The sequence below is a fragment of the Curtobacterium pusillum genome (assembly GCF_007680845.1).
Lineage (GTDB): Bacteria > Actinomycetota > Actinomycetes > Actinomycetales > Microbacteriaceae > Curtobacterium > Curtobacterium pusillum_B.
In genome coordinates, this window is sequence record NZ_VEIY01000004.1 from 1 (window position 1) to 23,463 (window position 23,463).

At 71.8% G+C, this 23,463-nt stretch carries 24 protein-coding genes and 1 rRNA gene; 17 read left to right on the plus strand and 8 right to left on the minus strand.

All coding sequences use genetic code 11. The features are described 5' to 3' along the window. The 11 genes from rrf to FS825_RS10145 all read left to right on the plus strand — a co-directional run. Nucleotides 1-70, plus strand: a 5S ribosomal RNA gene (rrf, locus tag FS825_RS19150); the annotation flags it as partial. 365 nt (nt 71-435) lie between these two features. Further along, nucleotides 436-1,515, plus strand: a complete 1,080-nt coding sequence (locus tag FS825_RS18630; protein WP_186377210.1) for a hypothetical protein — start codon at nt 436-438, stop codon at nt 1,513-1,515. Between the two features lie 29 nt (nt 1,516-1,544). Beyond that, nucleotides 1,545-2,318 carry a hypothetical protein gene (locus FS825_RS10110; RefSeq protein ID WP_260981117.1) on the plus strand — a complete coding sequence of 258 codons (774 nt, stop codon included), beginning with the start codon at nt 1,545-1,547 and terminating at the stop codon, nt 2,316-2,318. A 25-nt stretch (nt 2,319-2,343) separates the two neighbouring features. Continuing rightward, complete coding sequence (locus FS825_RS10115; RefSeq protein WP_144712593.1) at nt 2,344-3,321, plus strand: HAD-IIA family hydrolase; 978 nt, start codon at nt 2,344-2,346, stop codon at nt 3,319-3,321. Between the two features lie 10 nt (nt 3,322-3,331). Next, nucleotides 3,332-3,505 carry a hypothetical protein gene (locus tag FS825_RS18635; protein ID WP_186377211.1) on the plus strand — a complete coding sequence of 58 codons (174 nt, stop codon included), beginning with the start codon at nt 3,332-3,334 and terminating at the stop codon, nt 3,503-3,505. Then, nucleotides 3,498-4,331: a TlyA family RNA methyltransferase gene (locus FS825_RS10120; protein WP_144712595.1), complete on the plus strand. Its 834-nt coding sequence runs from the start codon at nt 3,498-3,500 to the stop codon at nt 4,329-4,331. Before FS825_RS18635 ends, FS825_RS10120 begins: the two co-directional genes overlap by 8 nt. Continuing rightward, nucleotides 4,328-5,254 (plus strand): NAD kinase, encoded by a 927-nt coding sequence (locus tag FS825_RS10125; protein ID WP_144712597.1) that lies wholly within the window; start codon nt 4,328-4,330, stop codon nt 5,252-5,254. Before FS825_RS10120 ends, FS825_RS10125 begins: the two co-directional genes overlap by 4 nt. 13 nt (nt 5,255-5,267) lie before the next feature. Further along, on the plus strand, nt 5,268-6,962 hold the full coding sequence (gene recN / locus FS825_RS10130; protein ID WP_144712598.1) for a DNA repair protein RecN: 1,695 nt from the start codon (nt 5,268-5,270) through the stop codon (nt 6,960-6,962). Nucleotides 6,963-7,067: 105 nt separating this feature from the next. Further along, complete coding sequence (locus FS825_RS10135; protein WP_313960539.1) at nt 7,068-8,783, plus strand: CTP synthase; 1,716 nt, start codon at nt 7,068-7,070, stop codon at nt 8,781-8,783. 100 nt (nt 8,784-8,883) lie between these two features. Next, a complete protein-coding gene (locus tag FS825_RS10140; RefSeq protein ID WP_186377178.1) occupies nt 8,884-9,471 on the plus strand; it encodes an NUDIX domain-containing protein in 588 nt (195 codons plus the stop codon). Nucleotides 9,472-9,483: 12 nt separating this feature from the next. Beyond that, nucleotides 9,484-10,467 (plus strand): site-specific tyrosine recombinase XerD, encoded by a 984-nt coding sequence (locus tag FS825_RS10145; RefSeq protein ID WP_144713158.1) that lies wholly within the window; start codon nt 9,484-9,486, stop codon nt 10,465-10,467. Nucleotides 10,468-10,512: 45 nt separating this feature from the next. Here FS825_RS10145 and FS825_RS10150 read toward each other — a convergent pair whose 3' ends face one another. The 4 genes from FS825_RS10150 to FS825_RS10165 form a co-directional block, all read right to left on the minus strand. Then, complete coding sequence (locus FS825_RS10150; RefSeq protein ID WP_144712600.1) at nt 10,513-10,791, minus strand: hypothetical protein; 279 nt, start codon at nt 10,789-10,791, stop codon at nt 10,513-10,515. Further along, nucleotides 10,764-11,609, minus strand: coding sequence for a hypothetical protein (locus tag FS825_RS10155; protein WP_144712602.1), 846 nt, complete (start codon nt 11,607-11,609; stop codon nt 10,764-10,766). Before FS825_RS10155 ends, FS825_RS10150 begins: the two co-directional genes overlap by 28 nt. A 79-nt stretch (nt 11,610-11,688) precedes the next feature. Beyond that, the gene (locus FS825_RS10160) at nt 11,689-12,132 is read right to left on the minus strand and encodes a DUF2510 domain-containing protein (protein ID WP_186377179.1); all 444 of its coding nucleotides are present in this window, start codon (nt 12,130-12,132) and stop codon (nt 11,689-11,691) included. 126 nt (nt 12,133-12,258) lie between these two features. Further along, complete coding sequence (locus FS825_RS10165; protein ID WP_395885972.1) at nt 12,259-13,290, minus strand: LLM class flavin-dependent oxidoreductase; 1,032 nt, start codon at nt 13,288-13,290, stop codon at nt 12,259-12,261. Nucleotides 13,291-13,346: 56 nt separating this feature from the next. Between FS825_RS10165 and FS825_RS10170 the strand changes: the two genes are divergently transcribed. Continuing rightward, on the plus strand, nt 13,347-13,679 hold the full coding sequence (locus FS825_RS10170) for a TraR/DksA family transcriptional regulator (protein WP_144712608.1): 333 nt from the start codon (nt 13,347-13,349) through the stop codon (nt 13,677-13,679). A gap of 134 nt (nt 13,680-13,813) precedes the next feature. After that, nucleotides 13,814-14,257, plus strand: coding sequence for a TIGR02611 family protein (locus FS825_RS10175; RefSeq protein WP_144712610.1), 444 nt, complete (start codon nt 13,814-13,816; stop codon nt 14,255-14,257). Between the two features lie 22 nt (nt 14,258-14,279). Here the strand turns inward: FS825_RS10175 and FS825_RS10180 are convergent, their stop codons facing one another. Beyond that, nucleotides 14,280-15,536: an MFS transporter gene (locus FS825_RS10180; protein ID WP_144712612.1), complete on the minus strand. Its 1,257-nt coding sequence runs from the start codon at nt 15,534-15,536 to the stop codon at nt 14,280-14,282. Between the two features lie 114 nt (nt 15,537-15,650). Between FS825_RS10180 and FS825_RS10185 the strand changes: the two genes are divergently transcribed. Next, nucleotides 15,651-16,031 carry an ArsR/SmtB family transcription factor gene (locus FS825_RS10185; RefSeq protein WP_144712614.1) on the plus strand — a complete coding sequence of 127 codons (381 nt, stop codon included), beginning with the start codon at nt 15,651-15,653 and terminating at the stop codon, nt 16,029-16,031. Next, entirely contained in the window at nt 16,028-17,608 is a 1,581-nt protein-coding gene (locus FS825_RS10190) for a DUF7059 domain-containing protein (protein ID WP_186377180.1), read from the plus strand. The genes FS825_RS10185 and FS825_RS10190 overlap by 4 nt, the downstream gene beginning before the upstream one ends. Nucleotides 17,609-17,655: 47 nt before the next feature. On the opposite strand, the gene FS825_RS10195 is transcribed toward FS825_RS10190, so the two are convergent. Together FS825_RS10195 and FS825_RS10200 are read right to left on the minus strand one after the other, a co-directional pair. After that, nucleotides 17,656-18,519, minus strand: a complete 864-nt coding sequence (locus tag FS825_RS10195; RefSeq protein ID WP_186377181.1) for an NAD-dependent epimerase/dehydratase family protein — start codon at nt 18,517-18,519, stop codon at nt 17,656-17,658. A 108-nt stretch (nt 18,520-18,627) separates the two neighbouring features. Further along, complete coding sequence (locus FS825_RS10200; RefSeq protein ID WP_144712616.1) at nt 18,628-19,419, minus strand: SDR family oxidoreductase; 792 nt, start codon at nt 19,417-19,419, stop codon at nt 18,628-18,630. A gap of 87 nt (nt 19,420-19,506) precedes the next feature. On the opposite strand from FS825_RS10200, the gene FS825_RS10205 reads away from it, so the two are divergent. Further along, on the plus strand, nt 19,507-20,073 hold the full coding sequence (locus FS825_RS10205; protein WP_144712618.1) for a TetR/AcrR family transcriptional regulator: 567 nt from the start codon (nt 19,507-19,509) through the stop codon (nt 20,071-20,073). An 11-nt stretch (nt 20,074-20,084) separates the two neighbouring features. Here the strand turns inward: FS825_RS10205 and FS825_RS10210 are convergent, their stop codons facing one another. Continuing rightward, entirely contained in the window at nt 20,085-20,678 is a 594-nt protein-coding gene (locus FS825_RS10210; RefSeq protein WP_144712620.1) for a TetR/AcrR family transcriptional regulator, read from the minus strand. Nucleotides 20,679-20,805: 127 nt separating this feature from the next. On the opposite strand from FS825_RS10210, the gene FS825_RS10215 reads away from it, so the two are divergent. Next, nucleotides 20,806-23,241, plus strand: coding sequence for a glycoside hydrolase family 3 protein (locus FS825_RS10215; RefSeq protein WP_144712622.1), 2,436 nt, complete (start codon nt 20,806-20,808; stop codon nt 23,239-23,241). Nucleotides 23,242-23,463 lie beyond the last annotated feature (222 nt).

The following is a 23,463-nucleotide window of genomic DNA, read 5'->3' on the forward strand; positions in this document are numbered from 1 at the left end:
GGAAGCTAAGCCTCTCAGCGCCGATGGTACTGCAAGGGGGACCTTGTGGGAGAGTAGGACGCCGCCGGACTCAACGTAAGAAGATGTGGCCATCGGCCCTCCATCGAGAACTCGCAGGGGAGACCCTCGTTCTCGGGAGGCCGGTGGCTACATCTGTTTCTGCCGCACGTCGCTCGACTCGTGCCCTGGTTCGTGATGGACTGGGCGACGAGCACCGGGCGACTGGTGCGACGCCAACACACAACGACACAGCGGACGATCGCCCGGGCACGAGCTCGGGCACGCAACGAGGAGCAACGGTGGCGAACGACGACGACCAGCAGCGGAACGACGGGGATCGCGGAGATCGTCCCCGTCGAGACGGCGACCGGGGTCCTCGTCGGGACGGTGGGAGCCGGTGGTCGTCCGGGCCCCGAGACTTCGAGCGTCGTGAGGGTGAGCGTCGTGATGCTCCCCGCCGCGATGGTGATCGTCCGGCCCGGAGCGGGGACTCCTCGCGCGATGGTGGTCGTCCCTTCCGTGACGGCGACCGGTCGTTCCGCGATGGTGGCCGGCGTCCGGCATGGCGCGGCGACCGTGACGACTCGAGTCGGCCGCCGCGTGGGGATGGCCCGCGTGGTGGCGATGACCGTCCCCGTCGCGATGGGGATCGTCCTTTCCGGTCTGATCGTCCTGCTCGTGATGGCGATCGTCCCTTCCGGTCTGATCGTCCTGCTCGGGATGGGGATCGGCCGTTCCGTGGTGGGAGCGACCGTCCCCGTCGTGACGGTGACCGTCCGTTCCGCTCTGACCGTCCTGCCCGTGATGGGGATCGGCCGTTCCGTGGTGGGGACGACCGTCCGCGTCGGGATGGTGACCGTCCGTTCCGCTCTGACCGTCCTGCCCGTGATGGGGATCGGCCGTTCCGTGGTGGGAGCGACCGTCCGCGTCGGGATGGTGACCGTCCGTTCCGCTCCGACCGTCCGACCCGTGATGGCGACCGGCCCTTCCGCGGCGGCAGCGACCGTCCGCGCCGCGACGGCGACCAGCCCTTCCGGTCCGACCGTCCTGCACGGGACGGCGACCGTCCGCGTCGTGATGGTGACCGTCCGTTCCGTGGCGGGGACGACCGTCCGCGCCGCGACGGCGACCGCCCCTTCCGCTCCGACCGTCCCGCTCGTGACGGAGATCGTCCGTTCCGCGGTGGCAGTGACCGCCCGGCTCGTGACGGCGATCGTCCGCGCCGCGACGGGGACCGGCCCTTCCGGTCGGACCGCCCGGCTCGGGACGGTGACCGCCCCCGTCGTGATGGTGACCGTCCGTTCCGCTCCGACCGCCCGGCTCGGGACGGCGACCGTCAGCGGTTCGGCGACGGCAGCCGTCACGCCGGCGCCCGCTTCGGCGAGGCAGCCCGTGACGACTGGGAGGACCGCGACCCCTACGGCACCAAGTCGATCCGCCCGCGCCACGAAGACCCCGAGATCCCGGACGAGATCGATGCCCGCGACCTCGACAAGGTCGCCCGCGCCGAGCTGAAGACCCTGAGCAAGGACAACGCCGACTGGGTGGCTCGTCACCTCGTGGCGGCTGCACTCCTCGTCGACGAGGACCCGGAGACCGCGAACCAGCACGCCCTGAGCGCTGCCCGTCGTGCCGGCCGTGTCGGTGTCGTCCGCGAGACCGCTGCGATCACCGCGTACCGCCTCGGCGACTTCGCGACGGCGCTGCGGGAGCTCCGGACGTACCGGCGCATCTCGGGCCGGAACGACCAGCTGCCGATGATGGTCGACTGCGAGCGCGGCCTCGGTCGTCCGGAGCGCGCGCTCGAGCTCGGTCGGTCCGTCGACCGCGCGGCGCTCGACACCGCGGTGCAGGTCGAACTCGCGATCGCGATGTCCGGCGCCCGCCTCGACCTCGGGAATCCCACAGCCGCGCTCGGCGAGCTGGAGATTCCACAGCTCGACCCCTCCACGGCGTACAGCTGGTCGCCGGCGCTCTACAGTGCTTACGCGGCCACGCTCGAGGAGCTCGGTCGCCAGGACGAGGCCGACGAGTGGTGGGCCCGTGTCGATCGTGCGACCGAGGCACTGGCCGAGATCGCCGACGAGAACGCTTGGGAGACAGTTGATGTGGTCGAGGAAACGCTCGAAGTCGAAGGACCCGATGACGACGGGATCGACGGAGCCGTCGACGACGATCGGGACGCCGAACTCGACGACGAACCCGTCGGCGAACTCGACGAGATCGACGACGAACCCGACGACGAGCCAGCAGGCGACGAGCCCGGCGAGATCGACGACGACAACCCCACCGACGTCGACGGGTCCGCAGCCGACTGACACGCCGAAGCCGCCGACGGCCGGTGTGGACCTCGTCCTCACCGACCTCGACGGCGTCGTGTACCGCGGCCGGAACGCCATCCCGCACGCGGTGGAAGCCCTGACGCGGGCGTCACTGAGCGCCCGCGTCGGCTACATCACGAACAACGCCTCGCGTCGTCCGGTCGACGTGGCCGAACACCTGGAGCGCTACGGGCTCGAGGTGTCCGAGGACGACGTCGTGACCTCGTCCCAGGCCGGCGTCCGCCTGCTCGAGACCCTCGTGCCGGCCGGGTCGACCGTGCTCGTCACCGGCGGGCTCGGGCTGACCAGCATCGTCGAGGCCGCGGGCTTCACGGTGACGACCAGCGCCGAGGACTCGCCGGCGGCGGTCATCCAGGGGTTCTCCCCGGACCTCGGGTGGACGCACCTGGCGGAAGCGTCGTTCGCCCTCGCCGACCCCGACGTCCCGTGGGTCGCGACGAACATGGACTGGTCGATCCCGGTCGAGCGCGGGATCGCTCCGGGCAACGGGACGCTCGTGTCCGCCGTGCACCAGGCCGTCGGGCGGATGCCGGTCGTCGCGGGCAAGCCCGAGCGCCCGATCTTCGACGCCGCTCTGGCCCGGTTCGGCGGCGAGCACCCGCTGTTCATCGGCGACCGGCTCGACACCGACATCAAGGGCGCGAACGACGTCGGGATCCCGAGCGTCCTCGTCCTGACCGGCATCGACACGGCGAAGCAGGTGCTCGCGGCCGACCAGCGCTCGCGTCCCACGTACATCCTCGCCGACCTCCGCGGGCTGTCCGAGCCCTACCCGGTGACCTCCCGGCGTGAGGACGAGGACGGCACCCGCTACGCGACCGTCGGAGCTGCGACGGTGGCCATGCGCGGTCACGTCGTGCGCGTCCTGGACGACGGCGACGCCATCGACCGGCTGCGTGCGGGCACGGCGCTCATCTGGGAGTCCGGCCTGGCGATCTACGGACTCGACGTCGACCCGAAGCTGTACGGCGGCGAGTAGCGTGGCAGACGTGCCGAACGACGAGCAGGAGCCGACGCAGATCGACGAAGCGCCGACCGACGACTTCGCCGGACGGACCGCCGCGGTCGAGCAGCTCCCGCTGACCGACCGCGCCGACGCGTTCTCCGCACTGCACGACGAGCTGCGCACCCGGCTCGAGACCGGCGGCAGCGCGAGTGCCTGACGAGCACGGCGTCGGACAGGACACCGCGCTCGTCCGACTCGACGCGCTCCTGGCCGCACGCGGGCTCGCGAAGTCCCGCACCGCAGCTGCGAAGCTGATCCAGGCCGGACGGGTGACGGTGGCCGGCTCGGCGGTCGTCAAGCCGTCGGCGCCGACCGCCCCGTCAGCACCCATCCACGTGGACAGTGCGGACGAGTGGGTGTCGCGGGCGGCCCGCAAGCTCGTCGGCGCGCTCGACACGTTCGGGGTGGACCCGAGCGGCCGCGTCGCGCTCGACGTCGGTGCGAGCACGGGCGGGTTCACGCAGGTGCTCCTCAGCCGCGGTGCCCGCCGGGTCGTGGCGCTCGACGTCGGGCACGGCCAGCTCGACCCCCTCGTCGCACTCGATCCGCGGGTCGCCGTCGTCGAGGGCGTCAACGCGCGCGCCCTCACCCCCGAGGACTTCGCGGCGCTCGACCCCGAGGCCTCCGAGACCAGCCTGGTGGTGGGCGACCTGTCGTTCATCTCGCTCCGGCTCGTGCTGCCGGCGTTGGTCGAGTCGGTCCCCGCCGACGAGTTCGTCCTGCTCGTGAAGCCGCAGTTCGAGGTGGGGCGCGGTGGTGTCCGCGAAGGCATCGTGCGCAACCCGGGATTGCGGTACGACGCCCTCATGAACGTGCTCTGGGCCGCCTGGGACCTCGGTCTCGGTACCTCGGGGCTCGCCGCGTCCCCGATCGTCGGGACCCACGGCAACCACGAGTACCTGGCGCGTTTCCAGCGGGATGTCGGTACCAACCCGACAGAATGGACAGTCCGGGCGACCGAACTGACGGAAGGGGCGGCATGAGCGACGAGCGGCACATCCTCCTGGTGTCCCACACGGGCCGCCGGGACTCCATCGACGCTGCGGTCGAGGTCTGCGACCTCCTGCACGCCGCGGGTCTCGTCCCCGTGATGCCCTTCGACGAGTACGCCGACATCCGCCGGGCCGAAGCGTCCGTCGGGCAGGTCGACATCCTCGGCGTGGACACCCAGCCGGACCAGCTCGAGATCGTCATCGTGCTCGGCGGCGACGGCACGATCCTCCGCGCGGCCGAACTCGTCCGCGGCACGGGCGCCCCGATCGTCGGCGTGAACCTCGGCCACGTCGGGTTCCTGGCCGAGAGCGAGCGCGACGGACTGCGGTCGACGGTCGAGCGGGCGCTCTCCGGCGACTACCACGTCGAGGAACGCGTCACCCTGCAGGTCGACGTGGTCGTCGGGCACGAAGTCGTCTACACCTCCTGGGCCCTCAACGAGGCCACGATCGAGAAGGCCTCCCGGGAGCGCATGCTCGAGGTCGTCACCGAGGTGGACGGTCGTCCGCTCTCGTCCTTCGGCTGCGACGGTGTCGTCATCTCCACGCCGACCGGTTCCACGGCCTACTCGTTCTCCGGCGGCGGCCCGATCGTCTGGCCGGACGTCGACGCGCTCCTCATGGTGCCGCTGAGCGCGCACGCGCTGTTCGCCCGGCCGATCGTGGTCGGTCCGGACTGCACCCTCGCGGTCGAGGTGCTGCGGCGGACGAGCGGCGTCGGCGTGCTCTGGTGCGACGGGCGGCGGACGCACGACCTCCCGCCAGGGGCTCGCGTCGAGGTGCGTCGGTCGCCCGACCCGGTCCGCGTCGCACGACTGAAGGACGCCCCCTTCGCCGACCGTCTGGTGGCGAAGTTCCAGCTGCCCGTCGCCGGATGGCGCGGGCCGCAGTCCGACGACGAGGACGACCTGTGACCGGAGCGACGAAGTGATCGAGGAGATCCAGATCTCCGATCTCGGAGTCATCGGTGAGACGACCCTCGAGCTCGGGCCCGGCTTCACCGTGGTGACCGGCGAGACCGGTGCGGGCAAGACGATGATCGTCACCGCGCTCGGCCTCCTGCTCGGCGCGCGTGCCGACGCCGGCTCGGTGCGCAGGGGCGCTGCGAACGCGGTGGTCGAGGGCCGTTGGCACGTCCCGGACCACGCCACGGTCGCCGAACGCGTCGAGGACGCCGGCGGCACCGTCGAGGACGGCGAACTCATCCTGACGCGCACCGTGTCGGCCGAGGGTCGCAGCCGCGCGACGGTGGGCGGCCGCAGTGCACCGGTCGCGGTGCTCGGCGAGCTCGCGGAACAGCTCGTGACGGTGCACGGACAGTCCGACCAGATCCGGCTGACCTCGTCGACCGCGCAGCGCGCGGCACTCGACGGCTTCGGGGGTCGGGCGGTCGAGAAGGCCCTCGCGGCGTACGTCGCGGTGTACGACACGTGGCAGCAGCACGTCGGCGAGCTCGAGACCCTGACCCGTGACCGGGACGACCGCGTCGCCGAGGCGGAACGGATCCGAGCCGCGTCCGACGAGATCGAGGCGGCGGACCCGCAGCCGGGCGAGGACGTCGAACTCGCCGAACGCGCGGAGCGCCTCGGCAACCTCGAGGAACTCCGGCTGTCGGCCGGCCTCGCGCACGAGGCGCTCTCGAGCGAGTCCCTCGACGGTGTGGCGGACGTCGTCGGTCTGGTGGAAGCGGCTCGTCGGGCGATCGAGCGGGTCGCTGCCTCCGACGCCGAGCTCCAGCCCGTGCTCGAGCAGCTCACCGAGCTCGGGATCCAGGCGTCCGAAGCCTCCGCGAGCCTGTCCAGCTACCTCGGCTCACTCGAGCCCGACGCCGGCCACGACCTCGAACGCATCAACGAGCGCCGCGCGCTCCTCTCCGGGCTCACCCGGAAGTACGGCGAGACCGTCGACGACGTCATCGCCTACGGGCAGCGCGCCAGCGACCGACTGCTCGAACTCGACGGCGACGACGACCGGATCGCCGCGCTGCAGTCCGCCGTCGAGCAGGACGAGCAGGCGCTCGAAGTCGCCGCTCGGGCCCTGACGACGGCACGGACGAAGGCCGCGACGGACCTCGCGAAGCGCGTGACGGCCGAGCTGAAGACCCTGGCGATGGCCGGAGCGACCCTCGTGGTCGAGGTCACGGACGCCGGTGAACCCCGACGCCACGGCCGCGACCAGGTGTCGATCCTGCTCCAGCCGCACTCCGGCACGGATCCGCGTCCGATCGGCAAGGGCGCCTCCGGCGGCGAACTCTCGCGCGTGATGCTCGCGATCGAGGTCGTGATGGCCGGGAGCACCACGGTGCCGACGTTCGTCTTCGACGAGGTCGACGCCGGCGTCGGCGGCGCCGCGGCGATCGAGATCGGCCGGCGGCTGGCGAAGCTCGCGGAGCGGACCCAGGTGATCGTCGTCACGCACCTGGCGCAGGTCGCGGCGTTCGCGAACAACCACCTCAACGTCGTGAAGGACGCCAGCGGTGCGGTGACGTCCTCGAGCGTGCGCCGGCTCGAAGGCGACGAACGCCTGCAGGAGATGGCGCGCCTGCTCTCCGGCCTCGGCGACAGCGCGAGCGGCATCGAGCACGCCCGAGAGCTGCTCGACGTCGCCGGGCAGACGGCCTGACCGCGGTCGCGGGTGGGGCCCGAGGGCCCGGCCACACGCCGGACGCAACGCCCACGGCGAACCGAGGTCGCGCCTCCCGGCAGTTCTGACGTACGATGGAATCCCGTGGCGGACACTCTCAGCGGCGGTACCCAGAACAACACCTCGACCCCGAAGGTGACGAAGCAGATCTTCGTGACCGGCGGGGTCGTCTCGTCTCTCGGCAAGGGCCTCACGGCGGCCAGCCTCGGCAACCTCCTGACGGCACGCGGCCTCAAGGTCGTCATGCAGAAGCTCGACCCGTACCTCAACGTGGACCCGGGCACCATGAACCCGTTCCAGCACGGCGAGGTCTTCGTCACCGACGACGGCGCCGAGACGGACCTCGACATCGGGCACTACGAGCGCTTCCTCGACATCAACCTGTCGCAGTCGGCGAACGTCACGACCGGCCAGGTGTACTCGACGGTGATCGCCAAGGAACGTCGCGGCGAGTACCTCGGCGACACGGTGCAGGTCATCCCGCACATCACCGACGAGATCAAGCGGCGGATGCGTGAGCAGTCGGAGAACGACCCGCAGCCCGACGTGATCATCACCGAGGTCGGTGGCACGGTCGGTGACATCGAGTCGCAGCCGTTCATCGAGTCGGCGCGGCAGGTGCGGCACGAGCTCGGCCGCAACAACGTGTTCTTCGTGCACGTCTCCCTGGTGCCGTTCATGGCGGCGTCCGGCGAGCAGAAGACGAAGCCGACGCAGCACTCGGTTGCGCAGCTCCGCTCGATCGGCATCCAGCCGGACGCGCTGGTGCTCCGCAGCGACCGCCCGGTGTCCGACTCGAACAAGCGCAAGATCGCGCTGATGTGCGACGTCGACGAGAACGCCGTGGTGAACGCGGTCGACGTGCCGTCGATCTACGACATCCCGACGATGCTGCACGACCAGGGACTCGACCAGGTCATCATCGACGCGCTCCGGCTCGAGGCCGACGGTGTCGACTGGTCGCGGTGGGACGGTGTCCTCCGCGCGGTGCACGAGCCGAAGAAGGAGGTCACGATCGGCCTGGTCGGCAAGTACATCGACCTGCCGGACGCGTACCTGTCGGTGACCGAAGCGCTCCGCGCCGGCGGGTTCGCGCACAACGCCAAGGTCAAGCTGAAGTGGGTCGTCTCCGACGACTGCACCACGCCCGAGGGCGCTGCGAAGCACCTCGGCGACGTGGACGGCATCTGCATCCCCGGCGGCTTCGGCGTGCGGGGCATCGAGGGCAAGCTCGGCGCGCTGCGCTTCGCCCGGGAGCAGGGCATCCCCACGCTCGGGCTCTGCCTCGGCCTGCAGTGCATGGTCATCGAGTACGCACGGCACGAGGCCGGCCTCGCCGACGCGTCGAGCACCGAGTTCGACCCGGAGACCACCACGCCGGTCATCGCCACCATGGCCGAGCAGGTCGACATCATCGCGGGCGGGGACCTCGGCGGCACGATGCGGCTCGGCCTCTACCCGGCGCACTTCTCGGACGGGTCGCTCGCGGCCGAGCTGTACGGCGCGTCCGAGGCGTCGGAGCGCCACCGTCACCGCTACGAGGTCAACAACACGTACCGGCAGCAGATCGCGGACGCCGGCCTGGTGTTCTCCGGCACCTCGCCCGACGGCACGCTCGTCGAGTACGTCGAGCTGCCGCGGGACGTGCACCCGTTCTACATCGCCACGCAGGCGCACCCCGAGCTCCGGTCGCGTCCGACGAACGCGCACCCGCTGTTCGCCGGGCTGGTCGAGGCCGCGATCACGCGGCACGAGGCGTCCAGCCTCTTCGACCCGCAGACCGAGGAGCAGGTCGCGTAAGCGCAGCGTCACCACGTGACGGACGGGAGGCGCGGTGCCAGCTGGCACCGCGCCTCCCGTCCCTCTGCGGTCGCGTCGGGGCGCGTGCTTGGATGGACGCGTGACTGACGCGCCTCTTGCCGACGAACCCGCCTCCTTCGAGGTCACCGACTCCACCGTCGTCTACGAGGGAGCGGTCTGGGACGTCCGGCGCGACACCATCGCGTACGGCGACAGCTCGATGGTCCGCGAGTACATCGACCACACCGGCGCCGTCGCCGTGTACGCCGAGGACGACGAGGGCCGCGTGCTCGTCATCCAGCAGTACCGGCACCCGGTCCGGGTGCGCGACTGGGAGCTCCCCGCAGGGCTGCTCGACATGGAGGGCGAAGACCACCTCACCGCCGCGAAGCGCGAGCTGGGCGAGGAAGCCGACCTCGAGGCCGACGAGTGGGAGCCGCTCGTGCGGTACAACACCTCCTCCGGCGGGAGCGACGAGTTCCTGCAGGTCTACCGGGCGCGGGGGGTGCGGGCGACCTCCTCCGCGTTCGAGCGTGAGGCCGAGGAAGCCGACATCGTGAAGCGGTGGGTGCCGCGGTCCGACCTGGTGGCGGCGATCCTCGACGGGCGGCTGCACAACTCCGGGCTCATCGTCGCGGTCCTCGCCGCCGAGGCGGCCGACGCAGCCGAAGCACGCGCGCGGCGCTAGCCTCGTGGGGTGATCCCGCTCGACCGTGCCACGGAGACGTACCTGCGGCACATCGCGATCGAGCGGGGGTTCTCGCAGCACACGCTCTCCGCCTACCGACGCGACCTCGGGACCTTCGCGTCCTGGTTGGCGACGGCGCCGGCGGTCGACTCCGACGGCGCTGACCGTGCCGGTGGATCGGCGGTGCTCGACGACGTCGGGCGGATCGCACGTGCGGACCTCGCCGGTTTCGTCGACCACCTGACCACCCGCGCTGAGGGTGCCCTCGCGCCGCGGTCCGTCGCGCGGATGCTCAGCTCGGTGCGTTCGTTCACCGCCTTCGCGGCGGGGGAGGGCTGGCTGCAGCTCGATCCGGGGGCGTCCGTCCGTCCGCCGAAGGCACCGATGCGGCTGCCGAAGGCGATCTCGGTGCACGACATGGAACGGTTGCTCGCCGCCAGCGGTGGGACCGACGCCGACGACCCCGTGCAGCTGCGGGACCGGGCGCTCCTCGAGCTGCTCTACGCCACGGGGGCGCGGATCTCCGAGGCGGTCGGGCTGTCAGTGGACGACGTCACGACGCTGTCCGACACCGGTGAGGATCTCGCCGTGGTGAAGGTCACGGGCAAGGGGAACAAGCAGCGGATCGTGCCGCTCGGCAGCTACGCCCGGACGGCGATCGACGCGTACCTCGTGCGGGCGCGGCCGGTGTTCGCGGCACGTGGAGCATCGACGCCGGCGCTGTTCCTCGGGGCTCGGGGCGCTCGGCTGTCCCGGCAGAGCGCCTGGCTCGTGATCCAAGCGGCGGCAGAGCGGGCAGACCTCGCCGAGCACGTGTCGCCGCACACGTTCCGGCACTCGTTCGCGACGCACCTGCTCGAGGGCGGCGCTGACGTCCGGGTCGTGCAGGAGTTGCTCGGGCACGCGAGCGTGGCGACGACGCAGATCTACACGATGGTCACGGCGGACATGCTCCGGGACGTGTACCAGACGGCGCACCCGAGGGCGCGGCGGTAAGGGCGGCGCACCGGCTGGATGCCGATGCGCCGCCCGGGTCCTCGATCAATGGCGCGCGCGTTCGCGCCGGCGGATGGCTTGCGCGCACCACAGCCCGATGAGCGCAGCCAGGAGTGCGAGCGCCGTGTTCCGCGCTTCTGCTGGGTCGAAGCCGTCGCGGGACAGGATGGCGACCGCGACGAGCCAGGCGACGATCGGCACCACGTTGAGGACCGTTCCGAGAACCCGCCCCGTGAGGACGCCTGCGACGCCGAACAGCAGGCCCGTACCGAGACCGATCAGGACGATCACGACCGTCAGCACTTGGGGAAGGTCGGCCACCACGTCGCAACGACTGGAGGAATCCCGGCGACGTGGACCTTGACGCACTTCCCACCGGCGAGTTGTGCGGCACTGAATGCTGCGAGTGAGGCGCACGTGATCGTCAAGGCGCGGAGTCCAGGGTGGGGCGCCTTCTGGAACACCGCCGCGCAGGAGGCGACCGTGCCGACGGCGCTCGCGCTCTCGGTGCGGTTCAGTGTTGCCGTCCAGTAACCGGGGAACTGCGTGAAGGTGGGGTCAGCGACCACGGGGAACTGGGTCTCCGGCGTCGCCTCGACGATCTGGCGGAGCACCGTGCCGTGGATTTCGTACCGAGTCGGGAGCGCACGGCCCGTAGAGTCCACCGCCCACGGGGCGTCGATGCCGGCGAGCAACTCGCCGTTCGGATCTCCGACACTCACCCGCCCGTCGGGCAGCAGGACAAGCTCCGAGCGTGGAGGAAGCTCCCATTCTGGTGGGTTTGCATCCGCTGACGGGAGCACTGCGGCGAGTCGGGTGGTCGTGCCGTCGAGCCGGTCTGCCGTGTAGGTCGTTCGGTGAGTCGTCGACCGACGCGCTTCGCCGGGACCTGCGACGACCAGCATCGCTGTCGTGCCGGCCCCGACCGTGACCTCCTGACCTGCGCGCAGAACGTCGACGTCGTACGGCACCGCGTCGTCTTGCAACCCCATCGCCACCTCCGCGGCTGCGACTGCTCGGACTGCGGCCGACGGATCCGAGCTAGCCCCAGCCGGTGCAGCGACCAAGGTCGAGCCGAGGACGGCGATGCTGACGACGCCGACGACCCACGCAGGGCGACGGTCCAGGAGGAGGTGCTTCATTGCGTTCCCAACCCGAGGCGACCATCGCCTCGTGCGGGAAACTCTGCCTCTGGTATTTTAGAACGTCAAGTACTTCCGGTCAGAACAAGTGGAACTGCGCGGACGCGGCCACCGCGCCCGTCGCCACCGCGAGGACCACGGCGCTCGCCGAAGCGCTGCGGGCGAGGACCCGCCAGCCGCCGGTCGCTCCGGGCTTCACGACGCCGAGCACCCCGACGAGCGCGCCGACCGCACTGCAGACACCCCACGGGTTCGCCACGACGGAGACTGCGGCGAAGAGGACGGCCAGGGAAGCGAAGGCGCTGAGCCGGTGCACGCTCCCGCCGGACGCCCACGAGCGGCTCCGGATGACGGTGGGCTGCACCGAGAACGACGGGCCCACGGGAGCGACGACGACCGGTGACACCGGCTCCGCTCGGCTCGGGAGCGCCCGGGTCGCGGCACCCCAGGTACGCCCGTCCCACCAGCGCAGGCGACTGGCGTCCTGCGGGTCCGGGAACCAGCCGGCGGCCGGCAGCGTCACGGTGTGCTCCTCGAGGTGCGGGGGTAGATCGCACTCGACGCTACGGGAGCGGCGCGCCCGCCCACAGTCCCATCCCGGGTGTCGGCACAAGTGCGGACACCCGGACACCCCGGGAACGGTAGCGGGTCAGGCCGGGACCGGCGCCGCGTCCACCTCCGCGAACACGTCCTTCACCGCGGCGAGCAGCCGGACGTTGAAGTCGACCCCGAGCTGGTTCGGCACGGTGACGAGCACGGTGTCGGCGGCCCGGACGGCCTGGTCGGCGGCGAGCTCGGCGACGAGGTCCTCGGGCGACCCGATGTACGAGCGGCCGAACCGGGCGAGGCCGCCGTCGAGGTGCCCGACCTGGTCCTGCCCCTCGACCTGCGCGCGCACGCCGAAGTAGTGCCGGGACTCGTCGTCGATGATCGGGATGATGCTGCGCGACACGGAGACGCGCGGCGTGCGCTCCCAGCCCGACTCGGCCCAGACCCGGCGGAAGCGCTCGATCTGCTCGGCCTGCAGCTCGTCGAAGGGCACACCGGTGTCCTCGGTGAGGAGGGTCGACGACATGAGGTTCATGCCCTGCTCGGCGGTCCACTCGGCGGTGGCACGGGTGCCGGCACCCCACCAGATCCGGTCGCCGAGACCGTCGGAGAGCGGGAACACCGGCAGCGACCCGGCTGATCCGGTCATCTGGGGGTTGGCGTTCGCCATCGGTTCGCCGGCGATCGCGCGGCGGAACACGTTCGTGTGCGCCCGCGCCATGTCGCCGCCGTTCTCGTCGGAGGCGTCCGGCACGTAGCCGAACTGCTGGTAACCGGCGAGGGCGGTCTCGGGTGATCCCCGCGAGACGCCGAGCTGCAGTCGGCCGCCGGAGATGAGGTCGGCCGCTGCCGCCTCCTCGGCCATGTAGAGCGGGTTCTCGTACCGCATGTCGATCACGCCGGTGCCGATCTCGATGCGGCTGGTCCGGGCGGCGATCGCGGAGAGCAGCGGGAAGGGCGCGGCCTGCTGCGGCGCGAAGTGGTGCACGCGGAAGTACGCGCCGTCGACGCCCGCTTCCTCGGCGCCGACGGCGAGGTCGATCGCCTGCACGAGGGCCTCGCGGCCGCTGCGCACCTTCGACCCGGGCACGTCTCGCCAGTGCCCGAAGGACAGGAACCCGATCTTCGTCATGTCGATACGAACGCATCCGCAGCCGTGGCCATTCCGACCGGACTACGGTGTCCGGCATGGAGGACCCCCGCGTGGCGCTCGTCGCCGAACGAGCCCGCAACGAGCGGCTCCTCGCCGACGTCGAGCGGAGCATGCAGGACGTCAGCGACGCCCGACTCGACGCGAACTCGGACGACGAGCACGACCCGGAGGGGGCGACCCTGGCGTGGGAGCGCGGCTCGCTCGGCGCGGTCCGGGACGCCGCCCGCGACCGGCTCCGGCTCGTGGACGCCGCGCTCGCGCGGCTCGACTCGGGGACCTACGGTCGGTGCGCCGTCGGCGGGGAACCGATCCCGGAGGCACGACTCGCCGCCGTCCCGTGGGCCGAGACGTGCGTCGCCCACGCGTGACGCGCCTCCAGACGGCCACCACGTGACGGACGGGAGGCGCGGGTCGACGCCGCCCCGCGCCTCCCGTGATGAACGCACCACACGTCCACCGCGTCCGCCGCGGATTCCCAGCCGCGCGCCCTAATTTGGCGCACATGGACGGCGACCCGAACGAGCGGACGGACGCGGTCGAACGCGCCGAACTGCCGCACCGTCGGTTCCAGTGGTTCCACGACGTGCGCGCCTGGATCCACGCACGCCCGCACGTGCACCTCTTCTACAAGGTGCTCGTCGGGATCGTCGGCGGGCTGGTCGTCGTGATCGGACTGATCCTCGTCCCGCTGCCCGGTCCCGGGTGGCTGGTGGTGTTCATCGGGCTGACGATCCTCGCGAGCGAGTTCCACTTCTTCCACCGGATCATCACGTGGCTCCGGGCGCAGCTGCACCGCTTCTGGGACTGGGCGAAGGCGCACGGGCCGCAGTGGCTCCGGAACGCGGCCGACCGCGGCAAGGCTGACGTCGACGCGGCGCACACCGGTGCTGCCCGGACGGTCGGCGTGCGTCGGCGGCGGGCGAAGCCGGCGCGACCCGGGCACTGAGCGACCTCGGGTCGGGTCCGTCCTACTCGGCGGAGGCGACCCGGATCGAGCCGGTGGCGGTGCGCTCGACGACCTCGGCGGCCTGCTCCTCGACCTCGGCGGCGTCCCGTGAGACGAGCTGCAGCACGAGGGCGACGGCCGCGGCGAGGACGATGAACGCCCCGTACCCGGCGATGACCGGCACGAGACCGATCGACGGCTCGAGCAGCCCGCCGACGACCGCGGGGACGCCGAAGGCCAGGTAGCTGACGACGTAGATCGTGGACAGGAGTCCGGCGCGGTGCGTGGGCGCCGCGGTGGCGAGGAGCATCCGCAGCGGTGCCTGGAACCCGGCGCCGAAGCCGACGCCGGCGATCGCGCTCCCGACCACGAGGCCGGGCAGGGAGTGCGCCATCACGAACGCGACGGTGACGATCGGGCCGAGCACGAGGGCGACGAGTCCGACCAGGACCGCCCGGCGGGCGTCGACGCGCTGGATCGCGAGTCCGGTCAGCGCTCCGACGCCGGTCACGACGGCGATGAGGGCGCCGGCGGCGAAGTGGTTCGTGATGCCGAACACCGCGCCGAGCGCCGAGGGGACGAGCGACAGGAACATGCCGCCGAGCGCCCAGCTCGCGACGAGGGAGCCGGCGACGCTGCGGAACAGGCGACGCGAGGTCCGGGGCACGCTGATGCGCGGGGCGAGGGAGCGGAGGGCGCCGGGACGCGGGGTGACGCGCTCGGGGACGACGACGAGCGCGATCACCATGAGGACGAGCAGCGAGCCGAACAGCACGTACACGAGCTGCTCCGGCGCGGGACCCCACTCCACCAGGGCACCGCTCGACAGGGCCCCGGTGGCGAGGGCGATCGGCGGGATGACCCCGTTGAGGACGCCGGCGAGGGCGGGGTGCCGCTCGAGCGAGTTGTCGATGAGCGCGGCGCCGAGGGCCCCGATGAGCAGGCCGACGGAAACGCCCTGCACGATGCGGTCGACGATGAGCGCACCGACGCCGTCCGCGACCGCGAAGAGGCCGAGCGAGAGGGCGACGCCGAGGCCGCCGACGACGAGCACGGGCTTCCGGCCGACGTGGTCGGAGAGCCGTCCGGCGACGAGCAGGCTCGCGAGGAGTCCGGCGACGTAGATCGCGAACACACCAGTGAGCATGAGCGGGGTGAGGTGCCACTCCGCGGCGTACACGGGGTAGATCGGCGACGGCACCGCCGACGAGGCGACCGACACGAGGAGCATCGCCGCGAGGATCCAGAACCCCGCGACCGAGCGAGCTGACTGCGCCATGAGCGCCCCTTCCGTCCGTGCGTCGAGCGACGCAGCTGTACGACTGCATTCGTACAGCACTTCACTGTACGACGCAACTCGTACTAAGGAGCGAACAGTGGTACCGTCCCCTGCATGCCCGCGACCGTGGAAGCACCCGAACACCTGCCGCAGCCGTCCGTGGCGGAGATGGAGCTCCCCGTCGTGATGGACGCGCTGAGCGATCCCATCCGGCTCGCGATCATGCACCGCTACCTCGTCGACGCCGCCGGGGGGATCCGCAGTTGCGGATGGGTCGGCATCGACCGCCCGAAGTCCACGCTGACGCACCACTTCCGCGTGCTGCGCGAGGCTGGGCTGCTCGAACAGCACCAGGAGGGGCTCACCCGCTCCAGCCGCGCGCGGATCGACGACGTGCAGCAGCGGTTCCCGGGCCTCCTCGACCTCGTGTTCGCGTGGGAGGTCCCGGCGGCGTTGATGCGCGCCGACCTCCGCGACGAGGGCGTCACGGCGTGAGCGCGGGCCACACCCTCCCGACGATCGTCACCGAGCCCGAGACCATCGGGGCGCTCGCCGCGGACCTGTCGGCGGCCGGCTTCACGGTCGACGGGGTCGAGGCGCTGTGGGGTGCCGAAGCCGCCGCTGCGCTGCACCGGGGGAACCGGATGGCCGCCGTCCGAGCGGCGCGCGGTCGTCTGACGGACCAGCTCGTGCCCCGGTACACGCTCGCCGGCCTCTTCCTGCTCGGGTTCCGGCAGTCCCGCAGCGCCGTGGAGACCGCCCTGCCGACGGTGGGCGTCGAAGCACTCGTGCGTGCAGGTCTGGTCCGGCTCGAGGACGCGCCGACCGAGCCGGACGTCGTGCCGCAGGTCGACCTCCGCCCCTACGCGTTCGTCGACGACCTCGGCGCGGGCAGCTGGTGGATCGTCTCGGACCTCGGGGAGCTCGCGCTCGGCACGGCCCTCGGCGAGGAGCACGTCCTCGGCATCGGCGGTGCGTCCACGACGCTGTCGGGCCTGCAGGTCCCCGTGCCCGTCGCCCGTGTGCTCGACCTCGGTACCGGCTGCGGCATCCAGGCACTGCACGCCCGGCGCTTCGCCGACGAGGTGGTCGCCACCGACATCTCCCAGCGCGCCCTCGACATCGCCCGGTTCAACGCGGCGCTCAACGGCGTCGACGGCATCGAGTTCCGGCTCGGCTCGCTGTTCGAACCGGTCGCGGGGGAGCGGTTCGACCGGATCGTCTCGAACCCGCCCTTCGTCATCACACCCCGCCGCGAGGGCGTCCCCTCGTACGAGTACCGCGACGGCGGGATGGTCGGGGACGCGCTCGTCGAGACCGTCCTGCGCGGCATCGCGGACCACCTCGAACCGGGCGGGACGGCACAGCTGCTCGGCAACTGGGAGTGCCGCTGGGGGTCGGACGGCCTCGACCGCGTCCGCTCCTGGCTCGCCGACGCCGAACTGGACGTGTGGGTCGTCGAACGCGAACGGCAGGACCCGCCCGCCTACGCCGAGACGTGGATCCGGGACGGCGGCACGAAGCCCGGCACGGCCGAGTTCGACGAGCTCGTCGACGCGTGGCTCGACGACTTCGCGTCGCGCCGAGTGACCGCGGTCGGTTTCGGCTACGTCGTGCTCCGTCGCGGTCGCGGTCGCGGTCGGACGGGAGGCGCGGCGCACCTCCGCCGCTTCGAGCGCGTCCCCGAGACGCTCGGGTCCAACCCCGCGGGGCTGGGTGCCACCGTCGCGCGCGTCCTCGACGCGGCCGCATGGCTCGCCGAGCACGACGACACTGCGCTCGCCGCGGCACACCTCCGCGTCGCCGGGGACGTCACCGAGGAGCGCTACTACTGGCCGGGCAACGACGACCCGACGGTGATGACCCTGGTGCAGGGCGGCGGGTTCGGACGCCGGGTGGACGCCGACACCGCGCTCGCCGCGTTCGTCGGCGCCTGCGACGGCGATCTCTCCGTGGCCGCCATCGTCGGCGCCCTCGCGCAGATCACGGGCGTCGAGGAGGCCGCGCTGGCCGCGGACCTGCTGCCCCGTGCCCGTGACCTGGTGCTCGACGGGCTGTTGCTGCCCGCGTGAGGCGAGCCGCGCCTCCCGTCCGCCCCGCCGACCCGCGGGAGGCGTGCTCAGGCGCGGTGGTCGCGCCAGGTGTGCTCGGGGGCGTAGCCCAGGAGCTCGCGCGCCTTCTCGCTCGACAGCAGTGAGCTGACGCCGTCGATGTCGGCCCGGCGCTCGATGTCCGGCACGTAGCGTTCGACGAGCTCGATCGTCGGGGTGTCCATGACGGTGTCGGGGCTCGCGATGACGAACGCCTCGAACCCGGTGAGCTCCGCCTCGACCGCCTTGCGGACGGCCTGGGCGCCGTCACGGGAGTCGATGTACGACCAGAGGTTGAAGGTCTTCGCCTCGGGGGTCGCGTCCCACGGGAAGGCGGGGTAGTCGGTCTCGTCCATGACGTTCGAGAACCGCAGCCCGATCATCTTCAGCTCCGGGTCCCAGTGGGTGAAGTGGCGGGCCATCTCCTCCTCCACGGCCTTGCCGAGCGAGTACGAGGACTTCGGGCGCACGGCGAAGTCCTCGTCCACCGGGAGGTAGGGCGGGTGGTGCTCGCCCATCGGGATGCCGAGGAGGGTCTCGCTCGATGCCCACACGAGGTTCTTGATCTTCGCGGCTCGTGCGGCGTGGAAGACGTTGATCGACGCGGTCACGTTGTTCGTGATGAGGGCCACGTCGGGCACCTGGCCGGGGGCCGGGATCGCGCCGAGGTGCACCACGGCGTCGACGTGGTCGTATCGGTCGTCCACGCCGGTGAAGGCACCGAGCACCTGGCCGTAGTCGCCGAGGTCGGTGCGGACGAACTGCACCCGTTCGGGCTTGTCGGGGGAGGGCACGCGGTCGAGTAGGACCACGTCGTACCCGTGCTCGTCGAGGTCGCGCACCACCGCTCGTCCGAGCTTGCCGCTGCCGCCGGTCACCACTACACGCGTCATCGCGTCACTCCACATCGTCGTCGAGCCGGCGTCTGGCGTCGGCACGACCCATACTGCCGTGCCGTCGCCGGGCGTTCCCAGGCCCTGTCGGTACCTGTCCGCCGGGAGTCAGATGACGAAGGGCTGGTCGACGGGGGCGGCGTGGTGTCGTGCGAGGACCTGCTCGGCGCTCTCACCGAGCGCGCGGCGCAGCGGCGGCTCCGGGTCGTCGAGCGTCTCCGCGACGGCTGCGGCCACCTCGGCTGCGGTGATGGCGGTGCCGCGCGCCCGGGCGACCGCGTCGAGGAGGGGTGCGTACGGGTCGTCCTCGCCCAGGTGCACGCGCGCTGCTGCCGCCCCGGCGGAATCGGGGGAGACCACGCCACCCGGCTGCAGGCTCGTGACCCGGAGGCCGAAGTCGCGGACCTCGAGTGCGAGCGCCTCGACCATCGCCTCGAGCGCCCACTTGGAGCCCGAGTAGGTGCTCATCAGCGGTGCGGTGACCCGGCCCATCTGGCTCGAGACGTAGACGAGGTGCCCCGAGCCCCGCTCGCGCATCTGCGGCAGGACCGCCTGCGTGATGGTGAGCGCGCCGAAGTAGTTGAGGTCGAACACCGCCCGGACCTCGTCGAGGGGCATGGTCTCGACCGGCCCACGCGTCGTCATCCCGGCGTTGGAGACCAGGGCGTCGATGCGACCCGCAGCCGTCACGGCCGTTCGGGCCGACGTCGCGTCGGTGACGTCGAGCTGCAGGCGCTCCGTCGCGTCGAGGTCGGCCAGGGACCGCGGGTCGCGGGCGGTGGCGATCACGGCGTGCCCGCGTGCTGCGAGCTCCGACGCGATCGCACGACCGATGCCGCGGGACGCGCCCGTCACGAGGACCCGGAGCGGGTGAGCGGTCTGTCCGGACGAGAGCGGCACGGGAGCCTCCAAGATGTGTAAACGATGGCGTTTACCGAACGCTAGCACTCCGAGCGGGGGAGGTAAACGCTGGCGTACACTCCTGGCATGGCGATGCAGACCGGTGCGGAACGGGCCGTCCCCCGCAGTGCGCGCGAGCGGATCCTCGAGGCGGCCACGCAACTCTTCCGGGCGGAGGGCCTCGCCGGCACCCGAATGGAGGCGATCGCCGCTGCGGCACCGGTGTCGAAGCGGACGCTCTACAAGCACTTCCCGGACAAGTCCGAGTTGATCGACGCGTTCCTGCAGGACCGGGACCGCCGGGTGCTCGTCGACCAGCTCGGGTCGGACGTCGACGCGCGCGCTCGGATCCTCGGCCTGTTCGACGTCCGGGTGGCGGGCCGCCCGGTCGCCTCGTGCCCGTTCGTCGCCGCGTCCACCGAGTTCCCGGCACCGCACCTCGCCGCGCACGTCGCCGCGGCCGATCACAAGCGCCGGTTCGAGCGACGGCTGCAGGAACTGTGCGCGGCGGCCGGCGTCGACGACCCGGCGCGCGTCGGGACCATCGTCTCGTTGCTCTGGGACGGTGCCGCCACGCGTGCGCAGGTGCTCGACGACCTCGCGCCGCTCGCGGAGGCGCGGGCGTTCGTCGAGGAGATGCTCGCGGAGCGCTGAGGCTCAGTCGCTCACGGAGCGGCGGGTGCCGTCTGCGCGATCGCGAGGCGGGCGACGAGCTCGACGTGCTCGGCCATGTCGCGCGTCGGATCGTAGAGCCACTGGATCTGCATGCCGTCCGACACCGCGAGCAGCACGCTCGTCAGCTGTTCGGCGTCGACGTCGGGCCGGAGCCGGCCGTCCTGCTGCATGGCGCGGAAGTCGGCGGCCATCGAACGGCGGTTGCTGTCGTAGCGGTTCCGGAAGTACTCGTGCGCCGGGTGCTCGGGGTCCGTGGCCGCTGCGGCGGAGAGGTTCACGAACATCTGCACCAGGCCGGGGACCTCGGTGTTGTGGCGGACGATGGCGGCGAGGAGTGCTGCGGGGTCGGTCGCGTTCCACTCGTGCGCGAGGTCCTGCTCGTCGCGTCGGCGGAGGATGTCGACCCAGAGCTCGTCCTTCGAGTCGAAGTAGTGCAGGAGCCCGGCCTGGGTGAGGTCGACGGCGTCGGCGATGTCCTTGATGCTCGTCCGACGGAAGCCCTGGCGCGCGACGAGGTCGAGCGCGGTCGTCAGGATCTCCTCGCGCTTCGCGATGCCCTTCGCGTACGAACCCCGACGTGCCATGGCGAGACTGTACCGCTCGGAGTCCGCCGAGGAAACCGAGTGCTGGTTGGTTTTCCTGGTAGCGTCGCAGTGTCGCAACGAACCGGGCACGTCACCGAGGACGCGTCCGCAGGAAGGACCGAACACCGTGACCATCGTGCACATCGAGGCGCTCCTCGAGAAGCTGACCGTCGACGAGAAGGTGCAGCTGCTCACCGGCCGCGACTTCTGGACCACCTGGCCGATCGAGAAGATCGGGCTCCGCCGCATCCTGATGTCCGACGGCCCGTCCGGCGTCCGCGGGGAGGTGTGGGACGAGCGTGACCCGTCGCTGAACTTCCCGTCGGCCACCGCCCTGTCCGCGAGCTGGGACCGCGCGCTCGCGAAGCGCTACGGCGCGGCGGCGGCGGTGGAGGCGCGGCGCAAGGGCGTCGACGTCGTCCTCGGCCCGACCATCAACCTGCACCGCTCCCCGCTCGGCGGCCGGCACTTCGAGGCGTTCAGCGAGGACCCCGTGCTCACGGGTGACCTCGCAGCGTCCTACGTCGCCGGTGTCCAGGAGAACGGCGTCGCCGCCACCCCGAAGCACTACGTCGCGAACGACTACGAGACCGACCGCTTCACCGCGTCGACCGAGGTGTCCGACCGGGCGCTCCGCGAGCTCTACCTCCTCGCGTTCGAGAAGGCCGTCACCGAGGCGCACGCCTGGGCGGTCATGTCGTCCTACAACGCGATCAACGGCGTCACGGCCTCGGAGAACGCGCTGCTCGAGACACCCCTGAACGACGAGTGGGGCTTCGACGGCACCGTCGTGTCCGACTGGACGGGCGTCCGCTCGGTCGACTCGGCGAAGGCGTCGCAGGACGTCGCGATGCCCGGGCCGAACCCGTGGTGGAGCGAGGGGCCACTGCTCGCCGCCGTGCGTGACGGCTCGGTCCCGATGGAGGCCGTCGACCGGAAGGTCCGCCGCATCCTGACGCTGGCCGCCCGCGTCGGTGCCCTGGCGGACGTCCCCGCGGCCGTCGCCGAACCCGTGCTGGTCGAGGACGGCATCGCGTTCGTCCGCGAAGCCGAGGCGGAGGGTACCGTCCTCGTCCGGAACACCGGCGTCCTGCCGCTCGACGCCGCCGCGGTGTCCCGCATCGCCGTCATCGGGCACAACGCCGACCAGGCACGCACGCAGGGCGGGGGCTCGGCCACGGTCGTGCCGTCGTCCGTGGTCTCGCCGCTCGACGGCATCCGGACGGCGTTCCCCGGCGCGACGGTCGAGTACGCGATCGGTGCCGTCGTGCAGGAGGGCATCGCCGAGTTCCCGCTGTCCAGCATCACCAACCCCGCGACCGGCGAGCCCGGCGCCCGGGTCGCCTTCGTCAAGGACGGCGAGGAGCTCTTCGTCGAGGACCGTCGCGCCACCGCGTTGTTCTGGTTCGGCGGGGACGCCCCGACGCGCGAGGCCGACCGCCTCGACATCACGACGACCTGGACGGCACCGTCCACCGGCACGACCCGGATCGGCATCGGTGCCGCCGGACGGTCCCGCATGTGGATCGACGGCGCGCTCGTGCTCGACGAGGACGTCCCGTTCGAGGGCGACCAGCTCGGCGCCGCGTTCCTCAACCCACCGGCACGCTCGGTGCCGGTGTCGGCGACGGCCGGGCAGCAGCTCGCGATCCGGATCGAGCACGACATCGTGCAGGACGAGGCCCTCGGCGGGGTGCTCGCGTACCAGTTCGGCACCGAGCCGTCCGACGAGGACCCGTCGGTGCTCATCGACGCCGCCGTGGCCGCCGCGACCGGGGCCGACGTCGCCGTGGTCGTCGTCGGCACGAACTCGAAGGTCGAGTCCGAGGGCTACGACCGGACCTCGCTCGCGCTGCCCGGGCACCAGGACGACCTCGTCCGCGCGGTCGCGGCCGCCAACCCGAACACGGTCGTCGTCGTGAACGCCGGCTCCCCGGTCGAGATGCCGTGGCGGGACGACGTCGCCGCGGTGCTCCTGACCTGGTTCGGCGGGCAGGAGTACGGCAACGCGCTCGCCGACGTGCTCACCGGCGCGCGGGAGCCGGGCGGGCGTCTGCCCACCACCTGGCCGGCCGCCATGGCCGACGTGCCCGTGCTCGACGTCACCCCGGTCGACGGCAAGGTGACGTACGACGAGGGCGTGCACGTCGGGTACCGCGCGTGGCTCCGCGCGGGCACCGAGCCCGCGTACCCGTTCGGGCACGGTCTCGGCTACACGACCTGGACGATCGACGGCGTCACGGCGACGCCGACCGTGCGCGAGGGCGACGCGGTCATCGTGACGGCGACGGTCGCCAACACCGGCTCGCGCGCGGGCAAGCACGTCGTGCAGGTCTACGCGTCGCGGCAGTCCTCGTTGGTCGACCGTCCGGTGCGCTGGCTCGTCGGGTTCCGCCCGGTCCGGCTCGACGCCGGAGCGTCCACCGAGGTGTCGATCGAGGTGCCAGCACGGGCGTTCGCGCACTGGGACGGAGCATGGCGGTACGAGCCCGGCACCTTCGCCCTGCACGTCGGAGCGTCGGTCGCGGACGAGTCAGGAACGGCGACCCTCGAACTGGAGTGACGATCCGCCGTCCGGTTTCCGCGCTCGCGCAGGGTTCATTCAGTAACATCTACCTGTGCCAGGCGGCTGGTTACCGTCGGCGCGCGCACCGAGTACTGGGTCGCCACGCGTGCGACACGGTCTCCTGATCCGGCCGATGGAGCCCTGGTGGCCCTGGTGCGTCCAGAATGCGTCCCCGCGTCCGCGCGGGGGCGCATTCGCACGTCCGGGCGGCGGCAACAC

What these genes read in the sequence shown, in the direction of transcription:
- FS825_RS10125 (WP_144712597.1), top strand. Translation starts at nt 4,328, where the DNA reads ATGAGCGACGAGCGGCACATCCTCCTGGTGTCCCACACGGGCCGCCGG.
- FS825_RS10155 (WP_144712602.1), bottom strand. Translation starts at nt 11,609, where the DNA reads ATGAAGCACCTCCTCCTGGACCGTCGCCCTGCGTGGGTCGTCGGCGTC.
- FS825_RS10165 (WP_395885972.1), bottom strand. Translation starts at nt 13,290, where the DNA reads ATGACGAAGATCGGGTTCCTGTCCTTCGGGCACTGGCGAGACGTGCCC.
- FS825_RS10170 (WP_144712608.1), top strand. Translation starts at nt 13,347, where the DNA reads ATGGAGGACCCCCGCGTGGCGCTCGTCGCCGAACGAGCCCGCAACGAG.
- FS825_RS10175 (WP_144712610.1), top strand. Translation starts at nt 13,814, where the DNA reads ATGGACGGCGACCCGAACGAGCGGACGGACGCGGTCGAACGCGCCGAA.
- FS825_RS10180 (WP_144712612.1), bottom strand. Translation starts at nt 15,536, where the DNA reads ATGGCGCAGTCAGCTCGCTCGGTCGCGGGGTTCTGGATCCTCGCGGCG.
- FS825_RS10185 (WP_144712614.1), top strand. Translation starts at nt 15,651, where the DNA reads ATGCCCGCGACCGTGGAAGCACCCGAACACCTGCCGCAGCCGTCCGTG.
- FS825_RS10195 (WP_186377181.1), bottom strand. Translation starts at nt 18,519, where the DNA reads ATGACGCGTGTAGTGGTGACCGGCGGCAGCGGCAAGCTCGGACGAGCG.
- FS825_RS10205 (WP_144712618.1), top strand. Translation starts at nt 19,507, where the DNA reads ATGGCGATGCAGACCGGTGCGGAACGGGCCGTCCCCCGCAGTGCGCGC.
- FS825_RS10210 (WP_144712620.1), bottom strand. Translation starts at nt 20,678, where the DNA reads ATGGCACGTCGGGGTTCGTACGCGAAGGGCATCGCGAAGCGCGAGGAG.